Consider the following 23,415-nt stretch of genomic DNA (forward strand, 5'->3'; position numbering starts at 1 on the left):
CTCATGGGTGAAGTGCCGTCAGACTTTACTCGCCGGCCTTCGTGATCTCGTAGTACAGCGGGACCGAGTTCCAGCCGAACGTCACGTTGTCGACGTTCTCGCTGAACCCACCGGTCACGTTCGAGTACCACAGCGGGATCGCAGGCAGATCCTGGAACAGGATCTCCTGTGCCTTGGTGAAGTCCTCGAGCTGCGCGTCGGGGTCAGGGTTGCTGATGCCCGCCGAGATGAGGTCGTCGAACTCGGGGTTCGAGTAGTCACCGTCGTTGGAACCGGCGCCCGTCGCGTAGAGCGGTCCGAGGAAGTTGTACAGACCCGGGTAGTCGGCCTGCCAGCCCGAACGTGCCGCCGTGGTGATGGTGCGGTCGTTGATCTTGGTGCGCAGGTCCTGGAAGGTCGGGTACGGGTCGCCCGAGGCCTCGATGCCGAGCGTGTTCTTGATGCTGTTGCTCACTGCGTCGACCCAGGCGTCGTGTCCGCCGTCGGAGTTGTAGGCGATCTTGAAGTCGCCCTCCCATGGAGCGATGGCGTCAGCCTCGGCCCAGAGTTCCTTGGCCTTCTCGGGGTCGTAGCTGAGGACCTCGTTGCCGGGGATCGAGTCGGACCAGCCGGCGATGACCGGGGACGTGAAGTCCGCCGCCGGGGTGCGGGTGCCGGAGAAGATCGTCTCGGTGATCTCCTCGCGGTTGATCGCCATCGACAGCGCCTGACGACGCAGCTTGCCCTCTTCGCCGCTGAAGTGCGGGAGGAACTGGCCGATGGTGAACGACTGGAAGACAGCCGAGGGCTGGTTGACGGCCCGGTCCTCGAGCTCGTCCTGGAAGACGGGCAGCGAGCTGGTCGGGATCTGGTCGATCACATCGACGTCGTTGCCCTGCAGGTCAGCGTAGGAGGCTTCCTGCGTGGCGTAGAACTTGATCGTCAGACCGCCGTTGGCCGGCTTGCGCCCGCCCTCGTAGTCGTCATTGCGGACGAGGTCGATCTGCACGTCGTGCTGCCATGCGTCTTCGCCGTCGATCATGTACGGGCCGTTGCCGATGGGGTTCTGGCCGAACGCGTCCATGTCCTCGAAAGCGACATCGGGAAGCGGGTAGTAGGCCGAGTAGCCGAGGCGCAGCGCGAAGTCCGAGGCCGGCTTGTTGAGCGCGATCGTGAACGTGTAGTCGTCCACCTGCTCCAGACCGGTGAGCTCGGAGTCCTCGTCGTAGCTGAAGCCCTCGATGTCCTCGAAGAAGTAGCTGGAGAGGTGAGCGTTGGAGGCCTTCGCGCCCTCGTTCCACGCCTTGATGAAGTTGTCGGCGGTGACCTCTTCACCGTTGGTGAACGTCTGCCCCTCCTTCAGCTTCACGGTGAGGTGCTGAGGGTCTTCGGTGGTGATCTCCTCGGCCATGTCGTTGACCGGCTCGCCATCGGCGTCGTAGTAGACCAGACCCGCGAAGATCTCGTCGAGGATCTTGCCTCCGCCGACCTCGTTGGTGTTGGTCGGGATCAACGGGTTCTCGGGCTCGGAGCCGTTCGTGGTGATGATGGCGTCGGGATCGGCGTTCGAGCCGTTGCCACCGTCACCGTTGTTGCCGGATCCGCTTGCGCAGCCCGCGAGCGACAGAGCGCCGACCGCGAACAGCGCGACGCCCGCGAGGGCGATCTTGTTGCGCTTCACTTTGTGTCCTCCTGTGGACGTGGGAATTCTGCGCACTCACCATCGAGCGAGCAGGGATACCTGAGCGTAACCCGCACCTTCGCCCCCGCCGCGCTCAGCTAACGAACCGTTACTGAGTGGTGACCATCCGTAATCTCGCCGAAACACGCGCAGACACGAAGACGGTGCCGCACCCCACGGAGGTGCGGCACCGTCTGCTCACATGAGCACAAGAACTCAGGCGAACGCCTCCACCGGCGGGCACGCGCACACGAGATTGCGGTCACCGTAGGCCTGGTCGATCCGACGCACGGGCGGCCAGTACTTGCCTGCGACGAGGGCAGGCACGGGATAGGCCGCCTCCTCTCGCGTGTAGGCGTGGCCCCACTCCCCCGCGATCAGCGAGACCGCGGTGTGGGGTGCACGCACGAGCGGGTTGTCGTCGGCGGGCCAGCGTCCTGCGGCCACGGCGTCCGCTTCCGCCTTGATCAGGATCATCGCCTCGATGAAGCGCTCGATCTCGTCCAGGTCCTCCGACTCGGTCGGCTCGACCATGAGTGTGCCGGCGACCGGGAACGACATGGTCGGCGCGTGGAAGCCGTAGTCGATGAGGCGCTTGGCGACGTCGTCGACCGTGATGCCGGTCGCCTCCTTGAGTGGACGCAGATCGAGGATGCACTCATGCGCGACCCGGTCGTTCTCACCCGTGTACAGGACGGGGAAGTGAGCCGAGAGGCGCTCCGCGATGTAGTTGGCCGAGAGCACGGCCGCCGCGGTCGCCCGTCGCAGCCCGTCAGCGCCCATCATGCGCACGTACGCCCAGGAGATCGGCAGGATGCCGGCGGAGCCGTAAGGAGCAGCCGAGATCACCCCGCCGTCGAAGGTGAAGCCGCCGAAGTGCTCGGCGCGCTGCGCGAGAGGGTGCGAGGGGAGGAACGGCGCGAGGTGGGACTTCGCCGCCACCGGTCCGATGCCGGGTCCACCGCCGCCGTGCGGGATGGCGAACGTCTTGTGCAGGTTGAGGTGCGAGACGTCGCCGCCCAGATCACCGAAGCGCGCATAGCCGAGCAGCGCATTGAGGTTCGCACCGTCGACGTACACCTGCCCGCCCGCGTCGTGCACGGCCGCCGTGATCTCGACGACCTGCTCCTCGTAGACACCGTGTGTGGAGGGGTAGGTGATCATCAGGGCCGACAGGGAGTCGGCGTGCAGGGCGATCTTCGCGCGCAGATCGTCGAGGTCGACGTTGCCGAGCTCATCGGTCGCGACGACGACGACCTTCATACCCGCGAGCACGGCCGAGGCCGCATTCGTGCCGTGGGCGGACGACGGGATGAGGCACACCGTGCGGTGCTGGTCGCCGTTCGCGTGGTGGTAGCCGCGGATCGCCAGCAGACCGGCGAGCTCACCCTGCGAACCGGCGTTCGGCTGCAGCGAGACGGCGTCGTATCCGGTGACCTCGGCGAGCCAGCCCTCGAGCTGCTCGATGAGCTCGAGGTAGCCCTGCACGTCGGAGGCCGGCGCGAACGGGTGGATACCGGCGAACTCGGGCCACGTGATCGCGGCCATCTCGGTCGCCGCATTGAGCTTCATCGTGCACGAGCCCAGCGGGATCATGCCTCGATCGAGCGCGTAGTCGCGGTCGGCCAAGCTCTTGAGGTACCGCATCATGGCGGTCTCCGAACGGTGCGAGTGGAACACGGGGTGCGTGAGGTACTCGTCCTGACGGAGCAGGTCGACCGGAAGCGCCCGCAGCTTCTCGGCGCCGAAATTCCCGAAAGCCCGCTCGTTCTTGCCACCGAAGACGCGTGTGACCTGGTGCAGCTCGCCGAGGGTCGTGGTCTCATCGACCGCGATCCCGACCGTGTCGGCGTCTGCGACATGGAGCAGGATGCCGTAGCCGTCGTGCGCCTGCGCGGCGTACTCGGCCGCACGTCCGGGGACCCGCACCTGCAGGGTGTCGAAGAACTGGGCATGCACGATGTCGACGCCCGCCTCCGTCAGCCAGTCGCGCAGCAATGCGGCCTTCGCGGCCGTCTGCGTCGCGATCTCGCGGAGCCCGTCCGGACCGTGATAGACCGCATACATCGACGCCATGACGGCCAACAGCACCTGGGCCGTGCAGATGTTCGACGTCGCCTTCTCGCGACGGATGTGCTGCTCGCGCGTCTGCAACGAGAGGCGGTAGGCGGGCTTGCCGTCGGCATCCACGGACACTCCGACGAGTCGGCCGGGCAGCTGACGCTCCAGACCGGCGCGAACCGCCATGTAGCCCGCGTGCGGCCCGCCGAACCCCATCGGCACGCCGAAGCGCTGGGTCGTGCCGACCGCGACGTCGGCGCCGAGCGAGCCCGGCGATGCGATCAGGGTGAGGGCGAGCAGGTCGGCCGCGGCCACCGCGAGTCCGCCCGCGAGGTGCGCAGCATCGAACACGGCGGTCGGATCCCAGAGCCGACCCGATGCTCCCGGATACTGGACGAACACGCCGAACAGCTCGGCGGGCAGCTCCTCCCCCGCAGCGAAGTCGACGAAGACGAGCTCGATTCCGAGGGCCTCGGCGCGCGTCGCGAGCATCGCCTTGGTCTGCGGAAGCGCGTCCGCGTCGACGGCGAACACCGTGGAGGTCGACTTCGAGGCGCGCCGCGCGAGCAGCATCCCCTCGACGACGGCCGTGGACTCGTCGAGCATCGACGCGTTGGCCGTCGTGAGCCCGGTGAGTTCGGCGACCATCGTCTGGAAGTTGATGAGAGCTTCCAGGCGCCCCTGGGAGATCTCCGGCTGATAGGGCGTGTACGCCGTGTACCAGGAGGGGTTCTCGAGCACGTTGCGCTGGATCACCTGCGGCGTGATGGTGCCGTAGTAGCCCAGGCCGATCATCGGACGGTTCACCGTGTTGCGCGAGGCGAGGTCCCGCAACTCGGCGAGCGCCTCGGTCTCGCTCGCGGCAGCAGGGATCCGCGACGTCGCGCTCCCGGCGTCAGACGACGGGCCGGTGTAGATCGACGCTGGGACGGCCTGACGCATCAGCGTCTCGACCGGACTCAGAGCGTCGTCCGCTCCGGAGATGTCCAGACCGAGAGCGCTGAGCATGGTGTGCTGCGCGGCATCCGTCGGTCCGATGTGACGATCGGCGAAAGTGACCACTGCGCGATCAGCCCTCCGTCAGTGCGACGTAGGCGTCGCGGTCGAGCAGTCCGTCCAGCGCGCCGGCGGCGACGGACACCTTGAGCAGCCAGCCGCCCTCGAACGGCGCCGCATTGACGAGCGAGGGATCGTCGACGGCCGCATCGTTGATCTCGACGACCGTTCCCGAGACCGGCGCGTACAGCTCGCCGACCGACTTGGTGGATTCGATCTCACCGACGACCGCTCCCGCGGTGACCTCGGTGCCGACCGCGGGAAGCTCGACGAACACGACGTCACCCAGCTTCTCTGCGGCGTAATCGGTGATGCCGATCGTCACGGTGTCGCCGTCAGCGGCGATCCACTCGTGTTCTTCGGTGTAGTGGAGTGCGGCGAGGTCGGTCATTTGGTCCTCCGGTAGAAAGGCAGGGCGGTCACGGTCGCGGGGATTCTGGTCCCCCGCACATCAAGGAATACTGCGGTTCCCGCGTCAGCGGAAGAAGGGTGCACATAGGCCATCGCGATCGGATGTCCGAGTGTCGGGCTGAGGGCCCCGCTGGTGATCTCGCCGAGCGTGGTTCCGTCGCCGTCGACCACGGCGTATCCGGCTCGCCCGGCACGTTTGCCCTCGGCGACGAGGCCGACCAGCACCGGTGCATCGGAGGTGTCGTCCTGCTCCGAGGCAAGGAGTGCCTCCTTGCCCACGAACCGCTCCTTCGCCATCACGACGACGCGACCGAGGCCGGCCTGCGCCGGACGGGTCTCGAGGCTCAGCTCGTGGCCGTAGAGCGGCATGCCCGCTTCGAGGCGCAGCGTGTCACGCGCCGCGAGTCCGGCGGGAACGAGTCCGTGCGGAGCGCCCGCTGCGAGCAGGGCGTCCCAGAGGGCGACCGCGTCGTCGGCTGCGACGAGCAGCTCGAAGCCGTCCTCGCCGGTATAGCCGGTGCGCGCGAGGAGAACGGGCTTGCCGGCGTATCCGGCCGATGCCCAAGCGTAGTACTTCTGCTCATCCCAGGGGGTGCTGACATCGGTGAGGTCGGTGGTCGCCGCGAGGACGGCCTCCGCGTGCGGGCCCTGCACGGCGATGAGGGCGTAGTCGTCGGACACGTCCTGCACGACGACCCCGAAGCCCTCGGTGCGAGCGCTCAACGCAGCGGACACCGCGTCTCGATTGCCCGCGTTCGAGATGATGAGGTAGTCGTCATCGGCCAGGCGGTAGACGATCACGTCGTCGATGATCCCGCCGGACTCGGCGAGCAGCAGCGAGTACTTGGCCTTGCCGACCGCCAGCGCCGACAGCCGACCGGCGAGCGCATGGTCGAGGAACGCCCCGGCTCCGTCGCCACGCACGGTGAACTCGGCCATGTGCGAGATGTCGAACATCCCCGCGCTCTGGCGCACCGCATGATGCTCGGCGAGGTCGGACGTGTAGCGGACCGGCATCTGCCAGCCACCGAAGTCGGTGAACGAGGCGCCGAGCGCTTCGTGGCGTTCACGCAACGGGGTGTAGCGAGGTTCGGACATGGAGTTCTCCCGGGCTGTGTCGGGCGGAACGGCGGCGGGCCGTCCCTCGGAACTCCCCCTCTGTCATAGGCCTGAGAGTTTCACCCGTGCACAGAGGCGGGGCTTTCACCGTCGGCGGATCCGCACGGTCGCGGGATCGCTTTTCAGAGTGGCCGGACCCGCGCGGTACGCATACCTGAGAGATTGGCGGGGAGGCTTGCTCCTTCGGTGCCCGGCTGCGTTCGCCGGGGCTCTCCCGCGTGGGTCATACGGCCTGTCTTCAGTTGTGGGTCCAGTCTAGCCGGTCGGATTCTCGGTGCCGGATCCTCCGGAACGGCGTTCGAATCGCGCGATTCGAAGGCGGAGTGCCGACCGTCAGTGCGCGATGCCGAGTTCGCGGCGGACCTCGTCACGGAGACGTCCGAGGTTGTCCGGCTCGGGCGCCGCGCCCAGGAGGGTCTTGGTGTACTCGTGCTGCGGGTTCAGGATGACCTCGTCCGCCGGGCCCCGTTCGACGACATCGCCCTTGTAGAGCACCATGATCTCGTCGGAGAAGTGCCTCGCCGTCGCCAGGTCGTGCGTGATGTAGAGCACTCCCAGGTTCTCCTCGCGCTGCAGTTCTGCCAGCAGGTTCAGCACCCCGAGACGGATCGACACGTCCAGCATCGAGACCGGCTCGTCCGCCACGATGAACCGTGCCCCGGGCGCGAGAGCCCGCGCGATCGCGACGCGCTGCCGCTGTCCACCGGACAGCTCATGCGGACGACGCTCGGCGAAACTCTCCCCCGGCGTCAACCGCACACGCTCGAGGAGCTCCACCGCGCGCTCCCGCACCTGCGTGCGCGACAGCTCCGGGTGGTGCAGGCGCAGCGGCCGCTCCAGGTGGTGCACGATCGTGTGGAACGGGTTCAGCGAGGCGAACGGGTCCTGGAAGACCATCTGCACATCCGAGCGATAGGCCTCCAGCGCCCGACCTCCGGTCCCCGACGGCTTCCCGTCGAGGAGGATCTCCCCGCTGGTGGGAGTCTCCAGCTTCATGAGCATCCGCGCGATCGTCGACTTCCCCGACCCGGACTCCCCCACCAGAGCGACCGTCTTGCCCGCTTCGATCGTGAAGGACACATCCTTCACCGCATGCAGGACGCTCGATCGGAACCCCGAACGCAGATGGAAGTCCTTCACCAGGTTCCGCGCCTCCAACGTCGCCGTCCCCCCGGCGCCGGTCGCGGCCTCTGTGGTGGTGTTCGCGTTCATCGCACGCCCTCCTGGCTGACGCCGGTGCGGACGAAGTCGCCCCGCTCGCCCTTGAGCGACGGGAAGCTCGACAGCAACCGCCGCGTGTATTCGTGCTGCGGGGTGCGGTAGATCTCTTCCGCCGTCCCCTCCTCGACGATCTGCCCCTGCAGCATGATCGCGATCCGGTCACTGATCTCGATCAGCATCGGGAGGTCATGCGTGATGAAGATCACCGCGAACCCCAGCTTCTCGCGAAGACGCATGATCTCCCGGATGATGCCGCGCTGCACGACCACGTCGAGCGCGGTGGTCGGCTCATCCATGATCATGACCTGGGGGTCGAGTGCCAGGGCCATCGCGATCATCATGCGCTGCCGCATACCGCCCGAGAGTTCGTGCGGGAAGCTCGTGAGCCGACTCGGATCGACGCCGACCAGTGTCAGCAGTTCCTCGGCGCGCTCCTGCTTGGCCTTCTTGCTCATGCCAGGGCGGTGCGTGTCGAAGATGTCGAAGATCTGCGCCTTGACGCTGATCACCGGGTTCAAGGAGTTCATCGCTCCTTGGAAGACCATGGAGATCTTGTCCCAGCGGAAGGCTCGGAGCCCTTCGCCATCGAGCCCGACGACGTCGATGTCCTGACCGTCTCGGTCATGGAACACGATCTCCCCGGCCGTCATCAGCGCGGGTGCCTTGAGAAGGCGGTTCATCCCGTACGCCAGCGTCGTCTTCCCGCAGCCCGACTCCCCGGCGAGGCCGAGGATCTCCCCGCGGTTCAGGGTGAGCGAGACATCACGCACCGCCTTCACCGGCGGGTCGACTTCGTACTCGATCGACACGTTCCGTGCCGTCAGCACCGGCTCGCTCATGCGGTGACTCCCTTGGTCTTGGCGGCCTTGCGCACACGACGCGCGGCCTCCGGCGCATTGCGCAGCTTCGGGTTGATGACCTCGTCGATCGCGAAGTTGATGAGAGACAGCCCGGCGCCGAGCAACGCGATCATGAGTCCGGGCGGCACGAACCACCACCACGCTCCGCGACCGAGAGCCTGCCCCGATTGGGCGTCGTTCAGGATCGATCCCCACGTGATCGAAGAATTGGGGCCCAGGCCGAGATAGGACAGACCCGCCTCACCGAGGATCGCGAAAATGATGGCGAAGAGGAACTGTGCCGCGAGCAGAGGGAGCAGGTTCGGCATGATCTCCACGAGTATCACGCGGAAAGAGCGCTCCCCCGCGACCTTCGAGGCGTAGACGTAGTCCCTCGTGCGCAGCGACCTCGTCTGCAGCCGCAGCACATAGGCGGCGCCGGCCCATGACGTGATACCGAGCACGAACGCGACGAGCTGCCAGCTGCGCTGCGGCACGAAGGAGGCGATCACCATCACGAGCGGCAACCCGGGGATCACGATCATCACGTTGGTGAGGAGCGCGAGCCCGTCTTCCCGCCAGCCGCCCAGGTAGCCCGCCAGGACACCGAACAAGAGGGAGAGGATGATCGCGATGCCGCCGGCGGTGACGCCGATGAGCAGGGAGCCCTGGGCACCGATGGCGAGCTGGGCGAACATGTCGTTGCCAAGCTTGGTCGTACCGAGCCAGTGCTCCGCGGAGGGCGGCTGGAGCGCGGGGTTCGCGGTGCTGCGCGGATCCTGCGTGAAGAAGGGCGCGATGATCGCGAAGAGCACGATCGCGACCACGATGCTCGCGCCGACGATGAACTTGGGTGAGGTGCTGGGCAGGATACGGCGCCTCTTGCGTCCTTGCTGAGTGGCCAAGGAGATCGTGCTGGCCGGTGCCGTGATCGGCGGCTCCTGCGTCAGGAGCGGGTTCTTCGTGTCAGACATTCTGGCGAGCCCTCGGGTCGATGAAGCCATAGACGAGGTCCATGATGAAGTTGGCGGCGAGCACCGTCAGGGTGATGACGAGGAACAGTCCCTGCATCAGCGCGTAGTCGTTGTTGGTCACGGCCTGGAACATCAGCTTGCCGATGCCGGGGTAGGTGAACACCTGCTCCATGACGATGGAACCGGCGACCACGAAGCCGAGTGTGATCGAGAACCCCGCGATCGAGGGGATCGCCGCGTTGCGAGCCGCGTACGTCGTCATGATGCGTCGCGGACGAAGCCCCTTGGCCTCCGCCGTGAGCACGTAGTCCTCGGCGAGGGTCGACACCATCATGTTGCGCATGCCGAACATCCAGCCACCGACCGAACTGATCACGATCGTGATCGCCGGGAGAATCGCATGCGCCACGGCATCCGTGAAGAACGCCCACGTCGGTTCGGGGCCGTCCGGATAGTCGAACACGTCGTAGCCGCCGAAGATCGGGAACCAGCCGAGGCCGACCGCGAACACGGCGACCAGGATCAGGGCCATCCAGAAGTACGGGATCGACTGGAGGACGGTGGTCGCGGGGATCAGGTGGTCGACCCAGGTGCCGCGCTTCCATCCGGCCCAGGCGCCGAGCACGACGCCGAGCACGAAGGAGATGACGGTCGCGGTGCCGACCAGGACGAGCGTCCACGGAAGAGCGCCGGCGATGAGCTCCGTCACCGGAGTGGGGAACTTCGTGACCGAGACACCGAGGTCGCCCTGGAACATGCGTCCCCAGTACGCCAGGTACTGCTCCCACAGGGAGGAGTCGTCGCCGCCGAGCAGGAGCTTGATGTTGCGGATGGCCGTCTCGGAGACCTCGCCGCCGGCCCGCTGCATCTTGGCGATCATGATGTCGGCCGGGTTCCCCGGCATGAGCCGGGGAAGAAGGAAGTTGATGGAGATCGCGGCCCAGAGCGTGAACGCGTAGAACCCGATTCTTCGTGCATAGAACTTCATGTCACTGTTTCCTGACTTCCTTCTTCCCCGACTCCTCTCGGTTACTTGACCGGCTGCAGCTGCGTCAGGACGTAGCCTGCCGCGATCGCACCCCAGGACGGCGGGAAGGCGTAGAGGTCTTCCTCGGTCGGCCAGCCCGTGAAGTCCTTCGTGTTGTAGAAGGTCTGGGTCGCGTTGATGACGAGCGGGATGTAGGGCAGGTCACGCACGATCTCGGTCTGGATCGTGCCGTAGAGCTCCTTCTTCTCCGCCTCGTCGTTCGTGCTGATGGCCGACTGGATCGCCTCGTCGACGACGGGGTTGTCGTAGCGGCTGAAGTTCCAGCGGCCCGCCGGAACCTCTGTACCCACGGGGCTGGTCGACTGGACGGTGGTGCCGCCGAACCAGTCACGGTAGATCTGGAACGGGTCCGCCACGGAGGTGCCGATGACACCACCGACGATCAGCTGGAACTCGCCACCCTGCCGAGCGTCGGAGAACTCCTGCCACTGCACCGTCGACGCGGTGATCTTGATCCCGGCGGCCTCGGCCTGCTCGGCGATCAGCTTCGCGGCGTCGTTGTAGTCCGTCCACCCGTCGACCGAGGTGAGGGTCAGCTCGAGGGGCACGCCGTCCTTCTCGTAGATGCCGCTCGAACCCTTGGTGTAGCCCGCCGCCTCGAGGATCTCTCCCGCCTCGGCGACGTTCGCCTCCTGCGGGCTCACCTCGTTGGCCGGGTCCGCGACCCACTTCTCGTCGCGCGGCAGCAGGGCGAACGTCGGCGAGATGTCACCGGTCAGACCGACGAACGCCTTGTCCTTGATGGTGGCGCGGTCGATCGCAGCGTTGAGCGCCTGGCGCACGGCGACGTCGGTCTGCGGACCGGTGCAGCCGAGGTCGGCGTTCGAGCAGGTGTACAGGACGGTCGGGTCCTGCGGGGTGTTGATCCAGTCGATCTTCCCGTTGCCGGTCACGTCGTCCGGGTTCGGGATGAACATGCCCGTCCAGTCGAGCTTGCCGGCGGCCAGCAGATCCTGAGCGGTCTGGTTGTTGTCGACGGCGATGTACTGGACCTTCTTGACGCCGAGCTTGTCGGCATCGCGGAAGTTCTCGTTCGCGACGAGCGTGTACGACTCGCTCGTGGTCTTGTCGACGACGTAGGCCCCGGAGCCGACGGGCTCCTCGTTCGTGAAGTTCGCGAAGTCGGTGATGTCCGCCCAGATGTGCTCCGGGAGGATGTAGGTCGATCCCAGACGCTGGAACTCGGTCGTGTACTGCGCCGAGGAGTAGGTCAGCACGACGGTGGTGTCGTCCGTGGCCTCGGCGGAGACCAGGCCGTTGCCCTCGGGGTTGTTGGCCTCGTACTTGAAGGAGAACGCGACGTCCTCCGCGGTGAGCGGCTCGCCGTCGCTCCACTTGAGGTCGGGCTTGAGGGTGACCGTGATCGCCGTGCCGTCCTCGTTGTACTCGAACGTGTCGCCGATGAGTCCGACGGGCTCGGAGTCAGCCGTCTTGTTGAAGAAGAACAGCGGCTCGTAGATCGGCCCGAGCGCGCCATGGAGCACGGTCGGTGCGAACGGGTTGTAGTTCGCGGCGATCGGTGTCTGGCTGCCGGCCCAGACACGAAGGGCGCGGTCGCTGTCGGCGTTGTCATCGCCGCTGCCGCCGGTGCCACAGGCGGTGAGGCCCAGGGCGAGGACGGATGCTCCGGCGATGGCGGTGAGCGCGAGCTTGCGCTTTCCGTTTCGGATCATTTCTCTTGTTTCCTCTCGGTGCTGCACTGCAGGAGGGATCGCTCCGGATGGAGCAGAACCCCGGGTCTGGGGTTCGCGGGCCCCGGGAGGCGACCGGCTGGCCACCACGAAGGGGTTTGTTAGGACAGTAACCTAACAAACCCGTATGCCGATAAACAAGGCTCCTTGCGCTCGCCGGATAACGTTTCGGACTCGGCGACGGATCGCGTCACACGTGCGCACTAAGGGTCCGCATGACACTAAGATCGTTCTCGGAGGTTAAGGTGTCTATGACTCAAAGCAGGGACATCCGGGTCGCCGTCTCGACGGTGATCCTGACGCTGCGGCGCACGGATGACGGGCGGGCGCGGCTCGCGCTGCCGCTCGTGCTGCGCACCCGCGAGCCCTTCGCACAGCAGTGGGCGCTTCCCGGCGGCTGGCTGACGGTGGCCGAGTCCCCCGTCGATGCGGCAGCGCGCACACTCGCGGAGACCACCGGCCTCGCGCCGAGCTACCTGGAGCAGCTCTACGCCTTCGGTGCGGTCGACCGCTCCCCCACCCGTGTCGTCTCGATCGTGTACTGGGCGCTGCTCCGCCAGGACGACGTGACCGCCCAGATCGCGGCGCACCAGGCTTCCGGCCGCGCCCCCGAGAACGTGCGCTGGTTCGATGTGGATCAGCTGCCCCGACTGGCTTTCGATCACTCCGAGATCGTCGAATACGCGCTGTGGCGACTCCGCAACAAGGTCGGATACAGCCGGGTCGCCCAAGGCTTCCTCCCCGAGGAGTTCACGCTGGCCGAGCTCCGGGAGGCCTACGAGTCTATCCTCGGCCGGACCCTCGACCCGGCGAACTTCCGCCGCCAGGTCGAGGCCGCCGGAAACCTCCTCCCCACCGACCGCTTCCGCACCGGAAGCCATCGTCCTGCACGTCTGTACCGCGACAACACCGATGTCGAGCTGGCCGACCGCGGCCCGCTCGGTCCCGAAGAAACGAGCACCCGATGAGCATCACCTTCGTACCCGCTCCCGCCGTTCCACCGCTGGACCCCTCGGTGGACCATGCGATCCAGGCGATCGTCACCGGCACGTCGACCGACGCCACCTGCACCACGGACCTCGCCGCCGGCCCCTGGGACTTCGACGCGCGCCCGGGATACGGTCCCGGTTCCTCGATGGGCGACGTCATCCCGACCGGAGCCCCGCGGCAGGGCGAGCTGCCCGCCGAGTACCGGGAGGCATCCGAGGAAGAGCTCGACGGACGGATCCGCGCGGCCAAGGAGACGCTCGGCGACCGGGTCGTCATCCTCGGTCACTTCTATCAGCGCGAAGAGGTCGTCCAGCACGCGGACTACGTCGGCGACTCCTTCCAGCTCGCCACCGCCGCCAAAGGCCGGGCTGACGCCGAGGCGATCGTGTTCTGCGGGGTGCACTTCATGGCCGAGACCGCCGACCTGCTCTCCCAGCCCGACCAGGCCGTGATCCTCCCGAACCTCGCCGCCGGCTGCTCGATGGCCGACATGGCCGACATCGACCAGGTCGAGGAGTGTTGGGAACAGCTCGAGGAGGTCTTCGGCGACCTCGAGGCCACAGACGCCGAAGGCCGGGTACCGGTGATCCCGGTGACCTACATGAACTCCTCCGCCGCGATCAAGGGCTTCGTGGGGCGTCACGGCGGGATCGTCTGCACGTCGTCGAACGCCCAGACCGTGCTCGAGTGGGCCTTCGAGCGCGGCCGTCGCGTGCTGTTCTTCCCCGACCAGCATCTGGGGCGCAACACCGCCAAGGCGATGGGCGTGCCGCTCGAGCAGATGCCGATGTGGAACCCGCGGCGAGCGCTCGGTGGTTCGTCCGCCGAGCATCTCCTCGACTCCCGGGTGATCCTGTGGCACGGCTTCTGCTCGGTGCACCGGCGCTTCACGGTCGGTCAGATCGAGCAAGCCCGTGCCGAACACCCCGGCGTGCGCGTGATCGTGCACCCCGAATGTCCGATGGAGGTTGTCGACGCCGCCGACGAGGCCGGCTCGACCGAGTACATCCGGCGGGCGATCGACGCGGCGACCGAGCCTTCCGTCTTCGCGATCGGCACCGAGATCAACCTCGTCCGGCGACTCGCGGCGCAGTATCCGCAGCACGAGATCTTCTGTCTCGACCCCGTTGTGTGCCCCTGTTCGACGATGTACCGCATCCACCCCGGCTACCTGGCCTGGGTACTGGAGGAGCTCGTGGCGGGTCGCACCCCGAACCGGATCACGGTCTCCGGCGACGTCGCCGATCCCGCGCGAGTGGCGCTGGAGCGGATGCTCGCCGCCAAGCCCCCGGTGGCCGCAGGCGTGCGATGAACGTCATCGTCGTCGGATCGGGCATCGCGGGCCTCACCGCTGCGCTCCACGCCGAGGAGGCCGGCCACTCGGTGACGGTGGTCACCAAGGGTGCGCTCGGAGACGGATGCACCGCGCTCGCGCAGGGCGGTGTGGCCGGGATCTACGGGCCCGGAGACTCGGCAGAGCAGCACGCGGACGACACGATGGACGCGGGCGCAGGACTCGCCGACCCCGCTGCGGTGCGAGCGCTCGTCGCCGACGCGGCAGAGCGGATCGCGGAGCTGATCAGCCGAGGTGTCGCCTTCGACAGGACGGCAGACGGCGAGCTGCAGCTCGGGCGGGAGGCCGCGCACGGCCACGCCCGCATCGTGCACGCGGGCGGAGACGCCACCGGAGCCGCGATCTCCGCAGCGCTCGTCGCCGCTGCCCGCCGGGCGTCCATGAGCATCGTGGAGCACGCGCTCCTGACCGACGTGATCGTCGCGGATCACGCCGCGCGCGGCGTCGTCCTCCTCGTCGGCGGGGAAACCGTCGAGCTCCTCGCCGATGCCGTGATCCTCGCCACCGGCGGCGCCGGGCATCTCTACGCGCACACGACGAACCCCCGCGGCGCGACGGGCGACGGCATCGCCGCGGCCCTGCGCGCGGGAGCCGCCGTCGCCGATCTGGAGTTCGTCCAGTTCCATCCGACGATCCTGGCGTCGGGACCGGCATTCCTCATCTCGGAGGCTGTGCGCGGAGAGGGGGCGACACTGGTCGATGACCGCGGCCGTCGTTTCACCTTCGACAGTCACCCGGACGGTGAACTCGCTCCGCGGGATGTCGTGTCGCGCGCCATCGCGAGGCACGCAGCGATCCAGGCGACACCCGTGCGTCTCGACGCCACGATGCTGGACGCCGAGAAGCTGGCGGCGCGGTTCCCGACCATCGATCGCGTGACGAGGGAACGCGGATACGACTGGTCACGCGAGCCCATCCCCGTCACTCCGGCCGCCCACTACCTGATGGGCGGCATCGTCACCGACCTCGATGGCCGCACCACGATCCCCGGGCTCTCTGCGGTCGGCGAGGTCGCACGCACCGGCGTCCACGGCGCGAATCGACTCGCCTCCAACTCCCTGTTGGAAGGGGCCGTGTTCGGGGCCCGAGCCGCGGCCGCGCTCGGGACTCCCTGGCGCCCGATCTCCCCGGAACCGTCTCCCGCGGCGGTCCACGAGCCCGCGCCCCTTTCGTCTGCGCCGCCCGCCTTCACCCGCACCGCCTTGCAGCAGCTGATGTGGGAGGACGTCGGGTTGCTGCGCTCCGGCGCGCAACTCGCCCGAGCCTGGGCCACCGTGCGTGCATGGGCCGCCGCCGTCCCCGCTCCGGCCACGGCCACGGAGCACGAAGACGCGAACCTGCTGCTGATCGCCGAGGCCACTGCTGCCGCCGCCCTCGCCCGCACCGACTCGGTGGGGGCACACCATCGCGTCGACGCCCCCACCCCTGAAGCGCTCCCGTCGTCCCGCGACCGCTCATCGATCCTGGAGACCGTCTGATGCTCACCCGCGCCACCCTCACCCGCGTCGTCGGAGCAGCCCTCGAAGAAGACGCCCCCTGGGGAGACCTCACCAGCACCACCCTGCTCCCGGCGGAGGCGACGGCCACGGCTGACCTCGTGGCCCGCGAACCCGGCGTGTTCAGCGGTGGCGCGGTCTTCGCCGCCGCCTTCGCGCTCACCGATGACGAGCTCATCGTCGACGTGCACGTCGGCGACGGCGACGAGTTCGCCGCGGGCGATGTCCTCGCTTCGGTGTCGGGCTCGGCACGCAGCATCCTGACGGCCGAACGGGTGGCGCTGAACTTCGCGCAGCGGATGAGCGGCATCGCGAGCCTCACCGTGGCGTACGTCAGCGCGATCGAGGGCACGGCTGCGCGCATCGCCGACACACGCAAGACCACGCCGGGGCTGCGCGCCTTCGAGCGGCATGCGGTCGAATCGGGCGGCGGCCGCAACCACCGCTACTCCCTGTCGGACGCGGTGATGGCGAAGGACAACCACCTGGCCGTGCTCACCCGATCGGGTCTCGACCTCGCGACCGCTCTGCGTCAGGCACTGTCGCGGCTGCCGCACACCACGCACGTCGTCGTCGAAGTCGACCGTCTCGACCAGATCCCGGCCGTCCTCGACGGCGGTGCCCACACGGTGCTGCTCGACAACTTCTCCCTCGACGATCTGCGTGCGGGCGTCGCCCTGATCGGCGGGCGAGCGACGGTCGAAGCCTCCGGTGGAGTGAACCTCGACACCGTCGGCGACATCGCCCGCACCGGGGTGGACGTGATCTCAGTCGGGGCTCTGACCCACTCGGCCCGCGCCCTCGACCTCGGCCTGGATCTGCGGATCGACTGAACATCGTGCTCTACCTCGACCATGCAGCGACCTCTCCGGTGCGTCCGGAGGTGCTCGACGCGATGCGTCCGTACCTCACCGGAGTGTTCGGCAATCCCTCGAGCCATCACACGGCAGGCGAAGCGGCGGCGAGCGCACTCGACGACGCCCGCGTCCGGGTCGCGCGGGTGCTGGGACTGCGCACCGGCGATGTGGTCTTCACCGCGGGCGGGACGGAGGCGAACAACCTCGCGGTGAAGGGCATCACGCTCGCGGCCCTCGAGGCCGGGAAGCGGCATCTGGTCATCTCCCCGATCGAACACGAGTCGATCCTGGAATCCGCCGCGTACCTGCAACGCTTCCACGGGGTCGAGGTGACGATGCTTCCCGTCGACGACGCCGGTCGGATCGCACCGGCTGCGCTCGCGTCGGCGATCAGAGACGACACGGCACTGATCTCCATCGGCCATGCGAACAACGAGGTGGGCACGGTCCAGGACGCGACGGCGCTGGCGTCCGTGGCCCGGGCTTCTCGCGTACCCCTCCACCTGGATGCGGTGCAATCGGCGGGGTGGCTTCCGCTTGCCGGGCTCGGCGCCGACGCCGTCTCCATCGCCGGTCACAAGCTCGGCGCTCCCAAAGGCATCGGCGCTCTGGCCGTGCGAGGTCGCATACCCCTGGAACCGGTGCTGCACGGGGGCGGTCAGGAACGCGGGCGTCGGTCGGGCACGGAGAACGTCGCCGGAGCCGTCGCACTGGCGACCGCCCTGGAACTCGCGGAGAGCGAGCGGGAGGTCCTGGCACCCCGTGTCGCGGCGACCACGGCACGGTTCATCTCCCTCGTGCTCTCCGGCATCCCCGAAGCCGCGCTCACCGGCGACCCCGCGCACCGCCTGCCCGGCACAGCGAGCTTCACCTTCGCGGGCACCAGCGGTGAATCGGTGCTCCTCGAGCTTGAACGCCGGGGGATCATCTCCTCGAGCGGCTCGGCCTGCGCGGCGGGCAGCGACGACCCCTCGCACGTCCTCCTCGCGTGCGGCGTGCCCCCCGGGGTGGCGCAGACCTCGGTCCGATTCACCTTCGGCAGGGAGGCACTGCCCGATGGCGCACCCGAACGACTCGCGGAACTCGTCACCAACTCCGTGCACGCGGCCCGAGGCTGATGCCCGGCCATAGACTCAGCTGGTGACTGCCTCCGACCCGATCGTGACGCTGGTCGTCCCCGGACGCGATATCGCCGCCTTCGCCCCCGCAGCCCTCGACTCCCTGCGTGCGCAGACCGAGCGCCGGTGGCGGGCGATCCTCATCGACGACGGGTCCACCGACGACACGGGAGCGATCTTCGATGCGGCCGCGGCTGCGGACCGACGCTTCACGGCGATCCACCACCCGGCCTCCCGCGGCCTCGGAGCCGCGCGCAACCTCGGACTCGACCGCGTCGACACCCGGTACCTCGGATTCCTCGACGGCGACGACGAGCTCCTCCCCGATGCGCTCGCCCGGATGACCCGCACGCTCGACCACACCGGAAGCGACTTCGTGGCCGGTGCGTACGTGCGTTCCCGCCCGGAGGGGTCCGGCTACGTCGCAGGGCGGGTGCAGCCCTGGGTGGCGGCCGCGACCTCACCGGAGCGACTCGGCACGACCCTCACCGCGCACCCGCAGGCGGTGTCGAACATCGTCGCGTGGTCGAAGGTGAGCCGCACCGCCTTCTGGCGGGACCTCCGATTCCCCGAGGGTGTCGCGTACGAAGATCAGGTGGTCGCGCAGCTGATGTACACCCGGGCGCGCGCCTTCGACGTGATCCCCGACGTCGTCGTGCGATGGCGCCTCCGCGCCGACGGCACGTCGATCACGCAGAGCAAGTCGCAGCTGTCCGTCCTGCGCGACTACCTCGCGGCGTTGCGTGGCGGCATCCGCGTCCTGCACGACGCGGGCGCCCGCGCATCCGTCACCGCCCGCCTCGACCTGATCCTCGCGATGGACATCGCACCCCTGCTCGAGATCGCGAGCACCCACCCCGACCCGGCCTACGCGGCCGAGGTCGATGCGTTCATCGCGGAGCTCCGGGCACTCCCCGAGTTCGCCGACGCCGCGCCCGACCCCGCCATCGCCGCCGCGCTCGCGTGGTGACGCACGCCCTCCGACCGAACAGGTACCCACGACATGCACGACTACCTCTCCTCTCTCTTCTCCCTCGACGGCCGCACGGCGGTCGTGACGGGCGGCAGCTCCGGGATCGGCCGGGGCATCGCCACCGCGCTCGCCCGCGCCGGTGCCGCGACCGTCATCGTCGCCCGCGGTGAGGCGCGCATCGACGAGACCGTCGAAGAGCTCCGCGCGCACGGATGCCGCGTCGCGGGGGTCGTCGGCGATCTCCGCACCCGTGCGGGCATCCACGCGGTCGCAGAGGCGGCCACGGAGCCGTTCGGCGAACCGGACATCCTCGTCAACTCCGCCGGGATCAACATCCGCCCTCCGTTCCCGGAGATCACCGAGGACGACTGGGATGCGACCATGACGGTCAACGCGCTCGCTCCCTTCCTCCTCGGACAGCGATACGCACCCGGCATGGCGGAACGCGGCTACGGCCGACTCATCCATATCAGTTCCCAGCAGGCCCACCGCGCCTTCGTCGGCAGCGGGATCTACGGTGCGTCCAAGGGAGCTGTGGAGTCGCTCATGCGTTCTGAGGCGGAGGCATGGGGCGGCACCGGCGTGACCAGCAACACCCTGGTGCCCGGGTTCGTGCTCACCCCACTGAACGCCCGCCTTCAGGAGGATCCTGCGAAGATCGCCGAGCTCGCGGCACGCACCATGATCGGCCGCAACGGTCTTCCGAGCGACTTCGCCGGAGCTGCCGTCTTCCTCGCCGGCCCAGGCTCGGCCTACGTGACCGGACACTCGCTGTTCGTCGACGGAGGCCTCTCGGTGCACTGAGGCCGAACACAGCGTCTCAGGACTCCGGCGGGTAGATCGGCTCATCGGGCCGAGGCTCCGCGAGCAACGGCACCGCCGCCGTGATCGTCGCGACCGCGTCGGCGCCCGCAGAGTCGGCGGGTGCCCTGTCCGCACGACGATCGGCGAGCGGGACGGGGGCTCCTCCGGTCACGGCCTGTTCGACTGCGGCCTCGGTATCGAGCACGCGGGACGCCGCGACCTGTTCCGCTGCGAGCTCGGCATAGAGACCGCCGAGCGCGAGGAGCTCGGTGTGGGTGCCGGACTCGACGATGCGCCCGGCTTCGAGGACGTGGATCACATCCGCCCCCATCACGGTCGACAGTCGATGCGCGATCGACAGCGTGGTCCGTCCCTTCGCCGCCTCGTCCAGCGCCTCCTGCACGACCCGTTCTGAGACGGTGTCGAGAGCGGAGGTCGCCTCGTCGAGGAGCAGGACCGGCGGATCCTTGAGCAGCACGCGGGCGATCGCGATGCGTTGCTTCTCGCCACCGGACAGCCGATACCCGCGCTCGCCCACGACGGTGTCGTAGCCCTGCTCGAACCCGGCGATGATGTGGTGGATGTTGGCAGCCGTGCAGGCCGCGATCAGTTCGTCCTCGGTCGCATCCGGCTTGGCATAGCGAAGGTTCTCGCGGATGGTGGCGTGGAAGAGATACGTCTCCTGCGACACGATGCCCACGTGGTCGATGATCGACTCCTGGGAGAGTTCCCGGACATCGGCACCGGCGAACAGCACGGCGCCCCCCTTGGCTTCATACAGACGCGGAGCCAGGTAGAGGATCGTGGTCTTGCCTGCGCCGGACGGTCCGACGAAGGCGACGTGCCGTCCCGGTTCCGCGACGAACGAGACCCCGTCCAAGGTCGCACGGGCCTCGGCGGACGCGTCCGGGTAACGGAAGACGACGTCGACGAATTCGAGCCTTCCGCGCGGCCCCGGAGCCTGGTCGACCGTGATCGCGTCGGGGGCATCCTGGATCTCGGGCACCAGGTCGAGGTACTCGAAGATGCGCGCGAACAATGCCGAAGAGGTCTGCACGTCCAGGGAGACACGCATCAGTCCCATCAACGGCATGAGCAGTCGGGCCTGCACCGTCGTGAACGCGACCACGGTTCCTGCGGTGATGGCCCCGGTTCCGCCCGCGATCAGATACCCCGAGACGAGGTAGATGACGGCGGGCACACTGGCCATGAGCACCTGCACGACCGCGAAGAAGCCCTGACCGCTCATCGCCCTCCGCACCTGCAGGACGACCTGGTTGCGGTTCTCCGCCTGATAGCGCTCGGACTCCGTGCGCTGGCGGTTGAACGCCTTCGACAGCAGCATCCCCGACACGCTCAGCGTCTCCTGCGTGATCGAGGTCAGTTCGGAGAGGGATTCCTGCGTCTCGCCGGCGATCCGCGCACGCACCTGGCCCACACGGCGCTGGACGAAGATGAGGAACGGCATCATGACGACGGCGATGAGCGTCAGACGCCAATCGATCAGGATCATGGCGACGAGCGAGGCGATGACGGTGACGACGTTGCCCAGGATGCTGGTGACGGTGTTGGTCAGCACGCCCGAGACCCCGCCGACGTCGTTCTGCAGCCGGGACTGGATGACCCCCGTCTTGGTGCGGGTGAAGAAGCCGAGCTCCATCGCTTGCAGGTGCTCGAAGAGTTTGACCCGCAGATCGCCCGTCACGTTGTTGCCGACCGTGGACGTCAGCCAGGTCTGGGCGACACCGAGCACCGCGGAGAGCAGGAACAGGCCGACCATCGCGGCGACGAGCCAGGCCAGCAGCTCGAGGTGCGGGCCACCCCCGGCGACGGGGAACAGCGCATCGTCGAAGATGCGCTGCACGATCAGGGGCGGGACGACGGCGATCGCGGCGCCGACGATGACGAGGATCCCCGTGAAGAAGATGCGCCAGCGATAGGCGCTGAAGAGCGAGACCACCCGCGAACCCAGCCCGGCGATCCGTGGCGCCTCGGCGTTCAGCTTCCGCTGCGCGTCTTCGTCGACTCCGCGGAACCCACCGCGGTGTCCCCCGCCCATGCCGCCGCCCATGCTCATGGCGCCAGCGTACCCACGCGCGGGGACATCACGGCCCGCGCACCCGTCCTCCACGGATATCTGTGAGTTCGGAATGAAATGTCGGCGATTGCCGTTACGCTGATTGACTCTTGCGAACTCTCGCGAAATCCGTTTCTTCTTCGCCCTGGAGGCCGCCCATGTCTGCCGTCGATACCGGCTCCATCTCGACGACCCCCGCCGCGGCAGGGGGCGAGATCTCCCGCACCGACATGCGCGTGATCTGGCTGCTGCTCGTCGCCGCCTTCGTCGCGATCCTCAACGAGACCACGATGGGGATCGCGATCCCCCACCTCAACACCGACCTGGGCATCCCGCCCGAGCTCGGCCAGTGGCTCACGAGCGCGTTCATGCTCACGATGGCAGTCGTGATCCCGACCACGGGCTTCATCCTGCAGCGGTTCACCACGCGCCAGGTCTTCATCGCCGCGATGACCGCGTTCTCGCTCGGCACCCTCGTGGCCCTCGTCGCGCCCGGCTTCACCGTGCTGCTGATCGGTCGCGTGATCCAGGCCGCCGGCACCGGCATCATGATGCCGCTGCTGATGACGACGATCATGAACGTCGTGCCACCGCAGTCGCGTGGCCGCATGATGGGCCGTGTCGGCCTCGTGATCTCGCTCGCTCCGGCGATCGGTCCGACCCTCGCCGGTGCCGTGCTCGAGTTCGCCAGCTGGCGCGCACTCTTCGGGATCATCCTCCCGATCTCGCTGATCGCCCTGCTCATGGGCGTGAAGTGGATGACGAACCTCGGTGAGACCCGGTCCGTCCCGCTCGACATCCTCTCGATCCCGCTCGCAGCGCTCGGCTTCGGCGGCGTCGTGTTCGGGCTCAGCCAGTTCGGTGCCGAGGGCGGATCGGGTGAGACCGCCGGCATCATCTCGCTGATCGTCGGTGCGCTGTCGCTGGGGCTGTTCGTCTGGCGTCAGCTCCTGCTGCAGCGCATCGATGACGCACTGCTCGATCTGCGCGTCTTCCGCTCCCGCAACTTCACGCTGTCCGTGATCATCATGTCGATCCTGGCGCTGTCGATGTTCGGCACTCTGACGCTCCTGCCGCAGTACCTGCAGAACGTCGCCGGGCTCAACCCGCTCCAGTCCGGCCTGATCCTCCTCCCCGGTTCCCTGCTGATGGGACTGCTCGGACCGATCATGGGCCGTGTCTACGATGCGCGCGGCACTCGCCCGCTGCTCATCCCCGGCACGATCCTGGTCTCGTCGTCGCTGTTCTTCTACTCGACGGTCGGCGAACACACCATCTGGTGGGCGCTCATCATCGTCCAGGCGGCCATGTCGGTCGGGCTCGCGATGTCGTTCACGCCGCTGTTCTCCGCCTCGCTGGGTTCGCTGCAGCGCTCCCTGTACTCCCACGGTTCCGCGGTGTTGAACACCCTGCAGCAAGTTGCCGGGGCCACGGGAGTCGCCCTGCTACTGGTGACCTACTCCACGATCCTGCATGCCGGAGAGCAGGAGGGCCTGTCGACCGCGGTCGCGGGTGCTCCCGGTGCTCGCACGGCGTTCCTGATCGCGGCGTTCATCTCGCTCGCGGCCGTGGCGCTGAGCCCGTTCGTCCGCAAGCCTTCCGACGATGCCGGCGAGGCACTGCCTGCCGGGCACTGATCGTTCGGAGGCGGCCCGCGATGGCGTCT

The 23,415-nt window shown here is 68.0% G+C and carries 18 protein-coding genes and 2 riboswitches; of the genes, 8 read left to right on the forward strand and 10 right to left on the reverse strand.

Features of this window, described 5'->3' with window-relative positions:
- Nucleotides 1-25 precede the first annotated feature (25 nt).
- The 9 genes from ACLF6J_RS05060 to ACLF6J_RS05100 form a co-directional block, all read right to left on the reverse strand.
- Nucleotides 26-1,660 (reverse strand): peptide ABC transporter substrate-binding protein, encoded by a 1,635-nt coding sequence (locus ACLF6J_RS05060; protein WP_134353353.1) that lies wholly within the window; start codon nucleotides 1,658-1,660, stop codon nucleotides 26-28.
- Nucleotides 1,661-1,876: 216 nt separating this feature from the next.
- Entirely contained in the window at nucleotides 1,877-4,729 is a 2,853-nt protein-coding gene (gene gcvP / locus ACLF6J_RS05065; RefSeq protein WP_244093678.1) for an aminomethyl-transferring glycine dehydrogenase, read from the reverse strand.
- Nucleotides 4,730-4,790: 61 nt separating this feature from the next.
- On the reverse strand, nucleotides 4,791-5,168 hold the full coding sequence (gene gcvH / locus ACLF6J_RS05070) for a glycine cleavage system protein GcvH (protein WP_046749583.1): 378 nt from the start codon (nucleotides 5,166-5,168) through the stop codon (nucleotides 4,791-4,793).
- The gene (gene gcvT / locus ACLF6J_RS05075; RefSeq protein ID WP_134353349.1) at nucleotides 5,165-6,286 is read right to left on the reverse strand and encodes a glycine cleavage system aminomethyltransferase GcvT; all 1,122 of its coding nucleotides are present in this window, start codon (nucleotides 6,284-6,286) and stop codon (nucleotides 5,165-5,167) included. Before gcvT ends, gcvH begins: the two co-directional genes overlap by 4 nt.
- A gap of 53 nt (nucleotides 6,287-6,339) precedes the next feature.
- Nucleotides 6,340-6,438, reverse strand: a riboswitch (glycine riboswitch).
- A 1-nt stretch (nucleotide 6,439) separates the two neighbouring features.
- Nucleotides 6,440-6,534, reverse strand: a riboswitch (glycine riboswitch).
- Nucleotides 6,535-6,640: 106 nt separating this feature from the next.
- Nucleotides 6,641-7,519, reverse strand: a complete 879-nt coding sequence (locus tag ACLF6J_RS05080) for an ABC transporter ATP-binding protein (RefSeq protein ID WP_134353347.1) — start codon at nucleotides 7,517-7,519, stop codon at nucleotides 6,641-6,643.
- On the reverse strand, nucleotides 7,516-8,367 hold the full coding sequence (locus ACLF6J_RS05085; protein ID WP_047523249.1) for an ABC transporter ATP-binding protein: 852 nt from the start codon (nucleotides 8,365-8,367) through the stop codon (nucleotides 7,516-7,518). The genes ACLF6J_RS05080 and ACLF6J_RS05085 overlap by 4 nt, the downstream gene beginning before the upstream one ends.
- Nucleotides 8,364-9,341 carry an ABC transporter permease gene (locus ACLF6J_RS05090; RefSeq protein ID WP_047523248.1) on the reverse strand — a complete coding sequence of 326 codons (978 nt, stop codon included), beginning with the start codon at nucleotides 9,339-9,341 and terminating at the stop codon, nucleotides 8,364-8,366. The genes ACLF6J_RS05085 and ACLF6J_RS05090 overlap by 4 nt, the downstream gene beginning before the upstream one ends.
- Nucleotides 9,334-10,329 (reverse strand): ABC transporter permease, encoded by a 996-nt coding sequence (locus tag ACLF6J_RS05095; RefSeq protein WP_047523247.1) that lies wholly within the window; start codon nucleotides 10,327-10,329, stop codon nucleotides 9,334-9,336. The genes ACLF6J_RS05090 and ACLF6J_RS05095 overlap by 8 nt, the downstream gene beginning before the upstream one ends.
- A gap of 41 nt (nucleotides 10,330-10,370) precedes the next feature.
- Nucleotides 10,371-12,062, reverse strand: coding sequence for an ABC transporter substrate-binding protein (locus ACLF6J_RS05100; protein WP_134353345.1), 1,692 nt, complete (start codon nucleotides 12,060-12,062; stop codon nucleotides 10,371-10,373).
- A gap of 269 nt (nucleotides 12,063-12,331) precedes the next feature.
- Between ACLF6J_RS05100 and ACLF6J_RS05105 the strand changes: the two genes are divergently transcribed.
- The 7 genes from ACLF6J_RS05105 to ACLF6J_RS05135 are packed head-to-tail and all read left to right on the forward strand — an operon-like array spanning nucleotide 12,332 to nucleotide 19,672.
- Nucleotides 12,332-13,048 carry an NUDIX hydrolase gene (locus tag ACLF6J_RS05105; RefSeq protein WP_134353343.1) on the forward strand — a complete coding sequence of 239 codons (717 nt, stop codon included), beginning with the start codon at nucleotides 12,332-12,334 and terminating at the stop codon, nucleotides 13,046-13,048.
- A complete protein-coding gene (gene nadA, locus ACLF6J_RS05110; RefSeq protein ID WP_134353342.1) occupies nucleotides 13,045-14,382 on the forward strand; it encodes a quinolinate synthase NadA in 1,338 nt (445 codons plus the stop codon). The genes ACLF6J_RS05105 and nadA overlap by 4 nt, the downstream gene beginning before the upstream one ends.
- Nucleotides 14,379-15,902 carry an L-aspartate oxidase gene (gene nadB / locus ACLF6J_RS05115; RefSeq protein WP_134353340.1) on the forward strand — a complete coding sequence of 508 codons (1,524 nt, stop codon included), beginning with the start codon at nucleotides 14,379-14,381 and terminating at the stop codon, nucleotides 15,900-15,902. The genes nadA and nadB overlap by 4 nt, the downstream gene beginning before the upstream one ends.
- Nucleotides 15,902-16,753 carry a carboxylating nicotinate-nucleotide diphosphorylase gene (nadC, locus tag ACLF6J_RS05120; protein ID WP_134353338.1) on the forward strand — a complete coding sequence of 284 codons (852 nt, stop codon included), beginning with the start codon at nucleotides 15,902-15,904 and terminating at the stop codon, nucleotides 16,751-16,753. Before nadB ends, nadC begins: the two co-directional genes overlap by 1 nt.
- A 5-nt stretch (nucleotides 16,754-16,758) precedes the next feature.
- The gene (locus tag ACLF6J_RS05125; protein WP_134353336.1) at nucleotides 16,759-17,895 is read left to right on the forward strand and encodes a cysteine desulfurase family protein; all 1,137 of its coding nucleotides are present in this window, start codon (nucleotides 16,759-16,761) and stop codon (nucleotides 17,893-17,895) included.
- A gap of 22 nt (nucleotides 17,896-17,917) precedes the next feature.
- A complete protein-coding gene (locus tag ACLF6J_RS05130; RefSeq protein ID WP_134353334.1) occupies nucleotides 17,918-18,865 on the forward strand; it encodes a glycosyltransferase family 2 protein in 948 nt (315 codons plus the stop codon).
- A gap of 33 nt (nucleotides 18,866-18,898) precedes the next feature.
- Nucleotides 18,899-19,672 (forward strand): SDR family NAD(P)-dependent oxidoreductase, encoded by a 774-nt coding sequence (locus ACLF6J_RS05135; RefSeq protein WP_134353333.1) that lies wholly within the window; start codon nucleotides 18,899-18,901, stop codon nucleotides 19,670-19,672.
- Between the two features lie 16 nt (nucleotides 19,673-19,688).
- Here ACLF6J_RS05135 and ACLF6J_RS05140 read toward each other — a convergent pair whose 3' ends face one another.
- Complete coding sequence (locus ACLF6J_RS05140; protein WP_134353983.1) at nucleotides 19,689-21,743, reverse strand: ABC transporter ATP-binding protein; 2,055 nt, start codon at nucleotides 21,741-21,743, stop codon at nucleotides 19,689-19,691.
- A gap of 164 nt (nucleotides 21,744-21,907) precedes the next feature.
- On the opposite strand from ACLF6J_RS05140, the gene ACLF6J_RS05145 reads away from it, so the two are divergent.
- Entirely contained in the window at nucleotides 21,908-23,386 is a 1,479-nt protein-coding gene (locus tag ACLF6J_RS05145; RefSeq protein WP_134353331.1) for a DHA2 family efflux MFS transporter permease subunit, read from the forward strand.
- The last annotated feature ends 29 nt before the right edge of the window (nucleotides 23,387-23,415 follow it).

The sequence above is a fragment of the Microbacterium sp. IO18 genome (assembly GCF_049099505.1).
Lineage (GTDB): Bacteria > Actinomycetota > Actinomycetes > Actinomycetales > Microbacteriaceae > Microbacterium > Microbacterium aurugineum.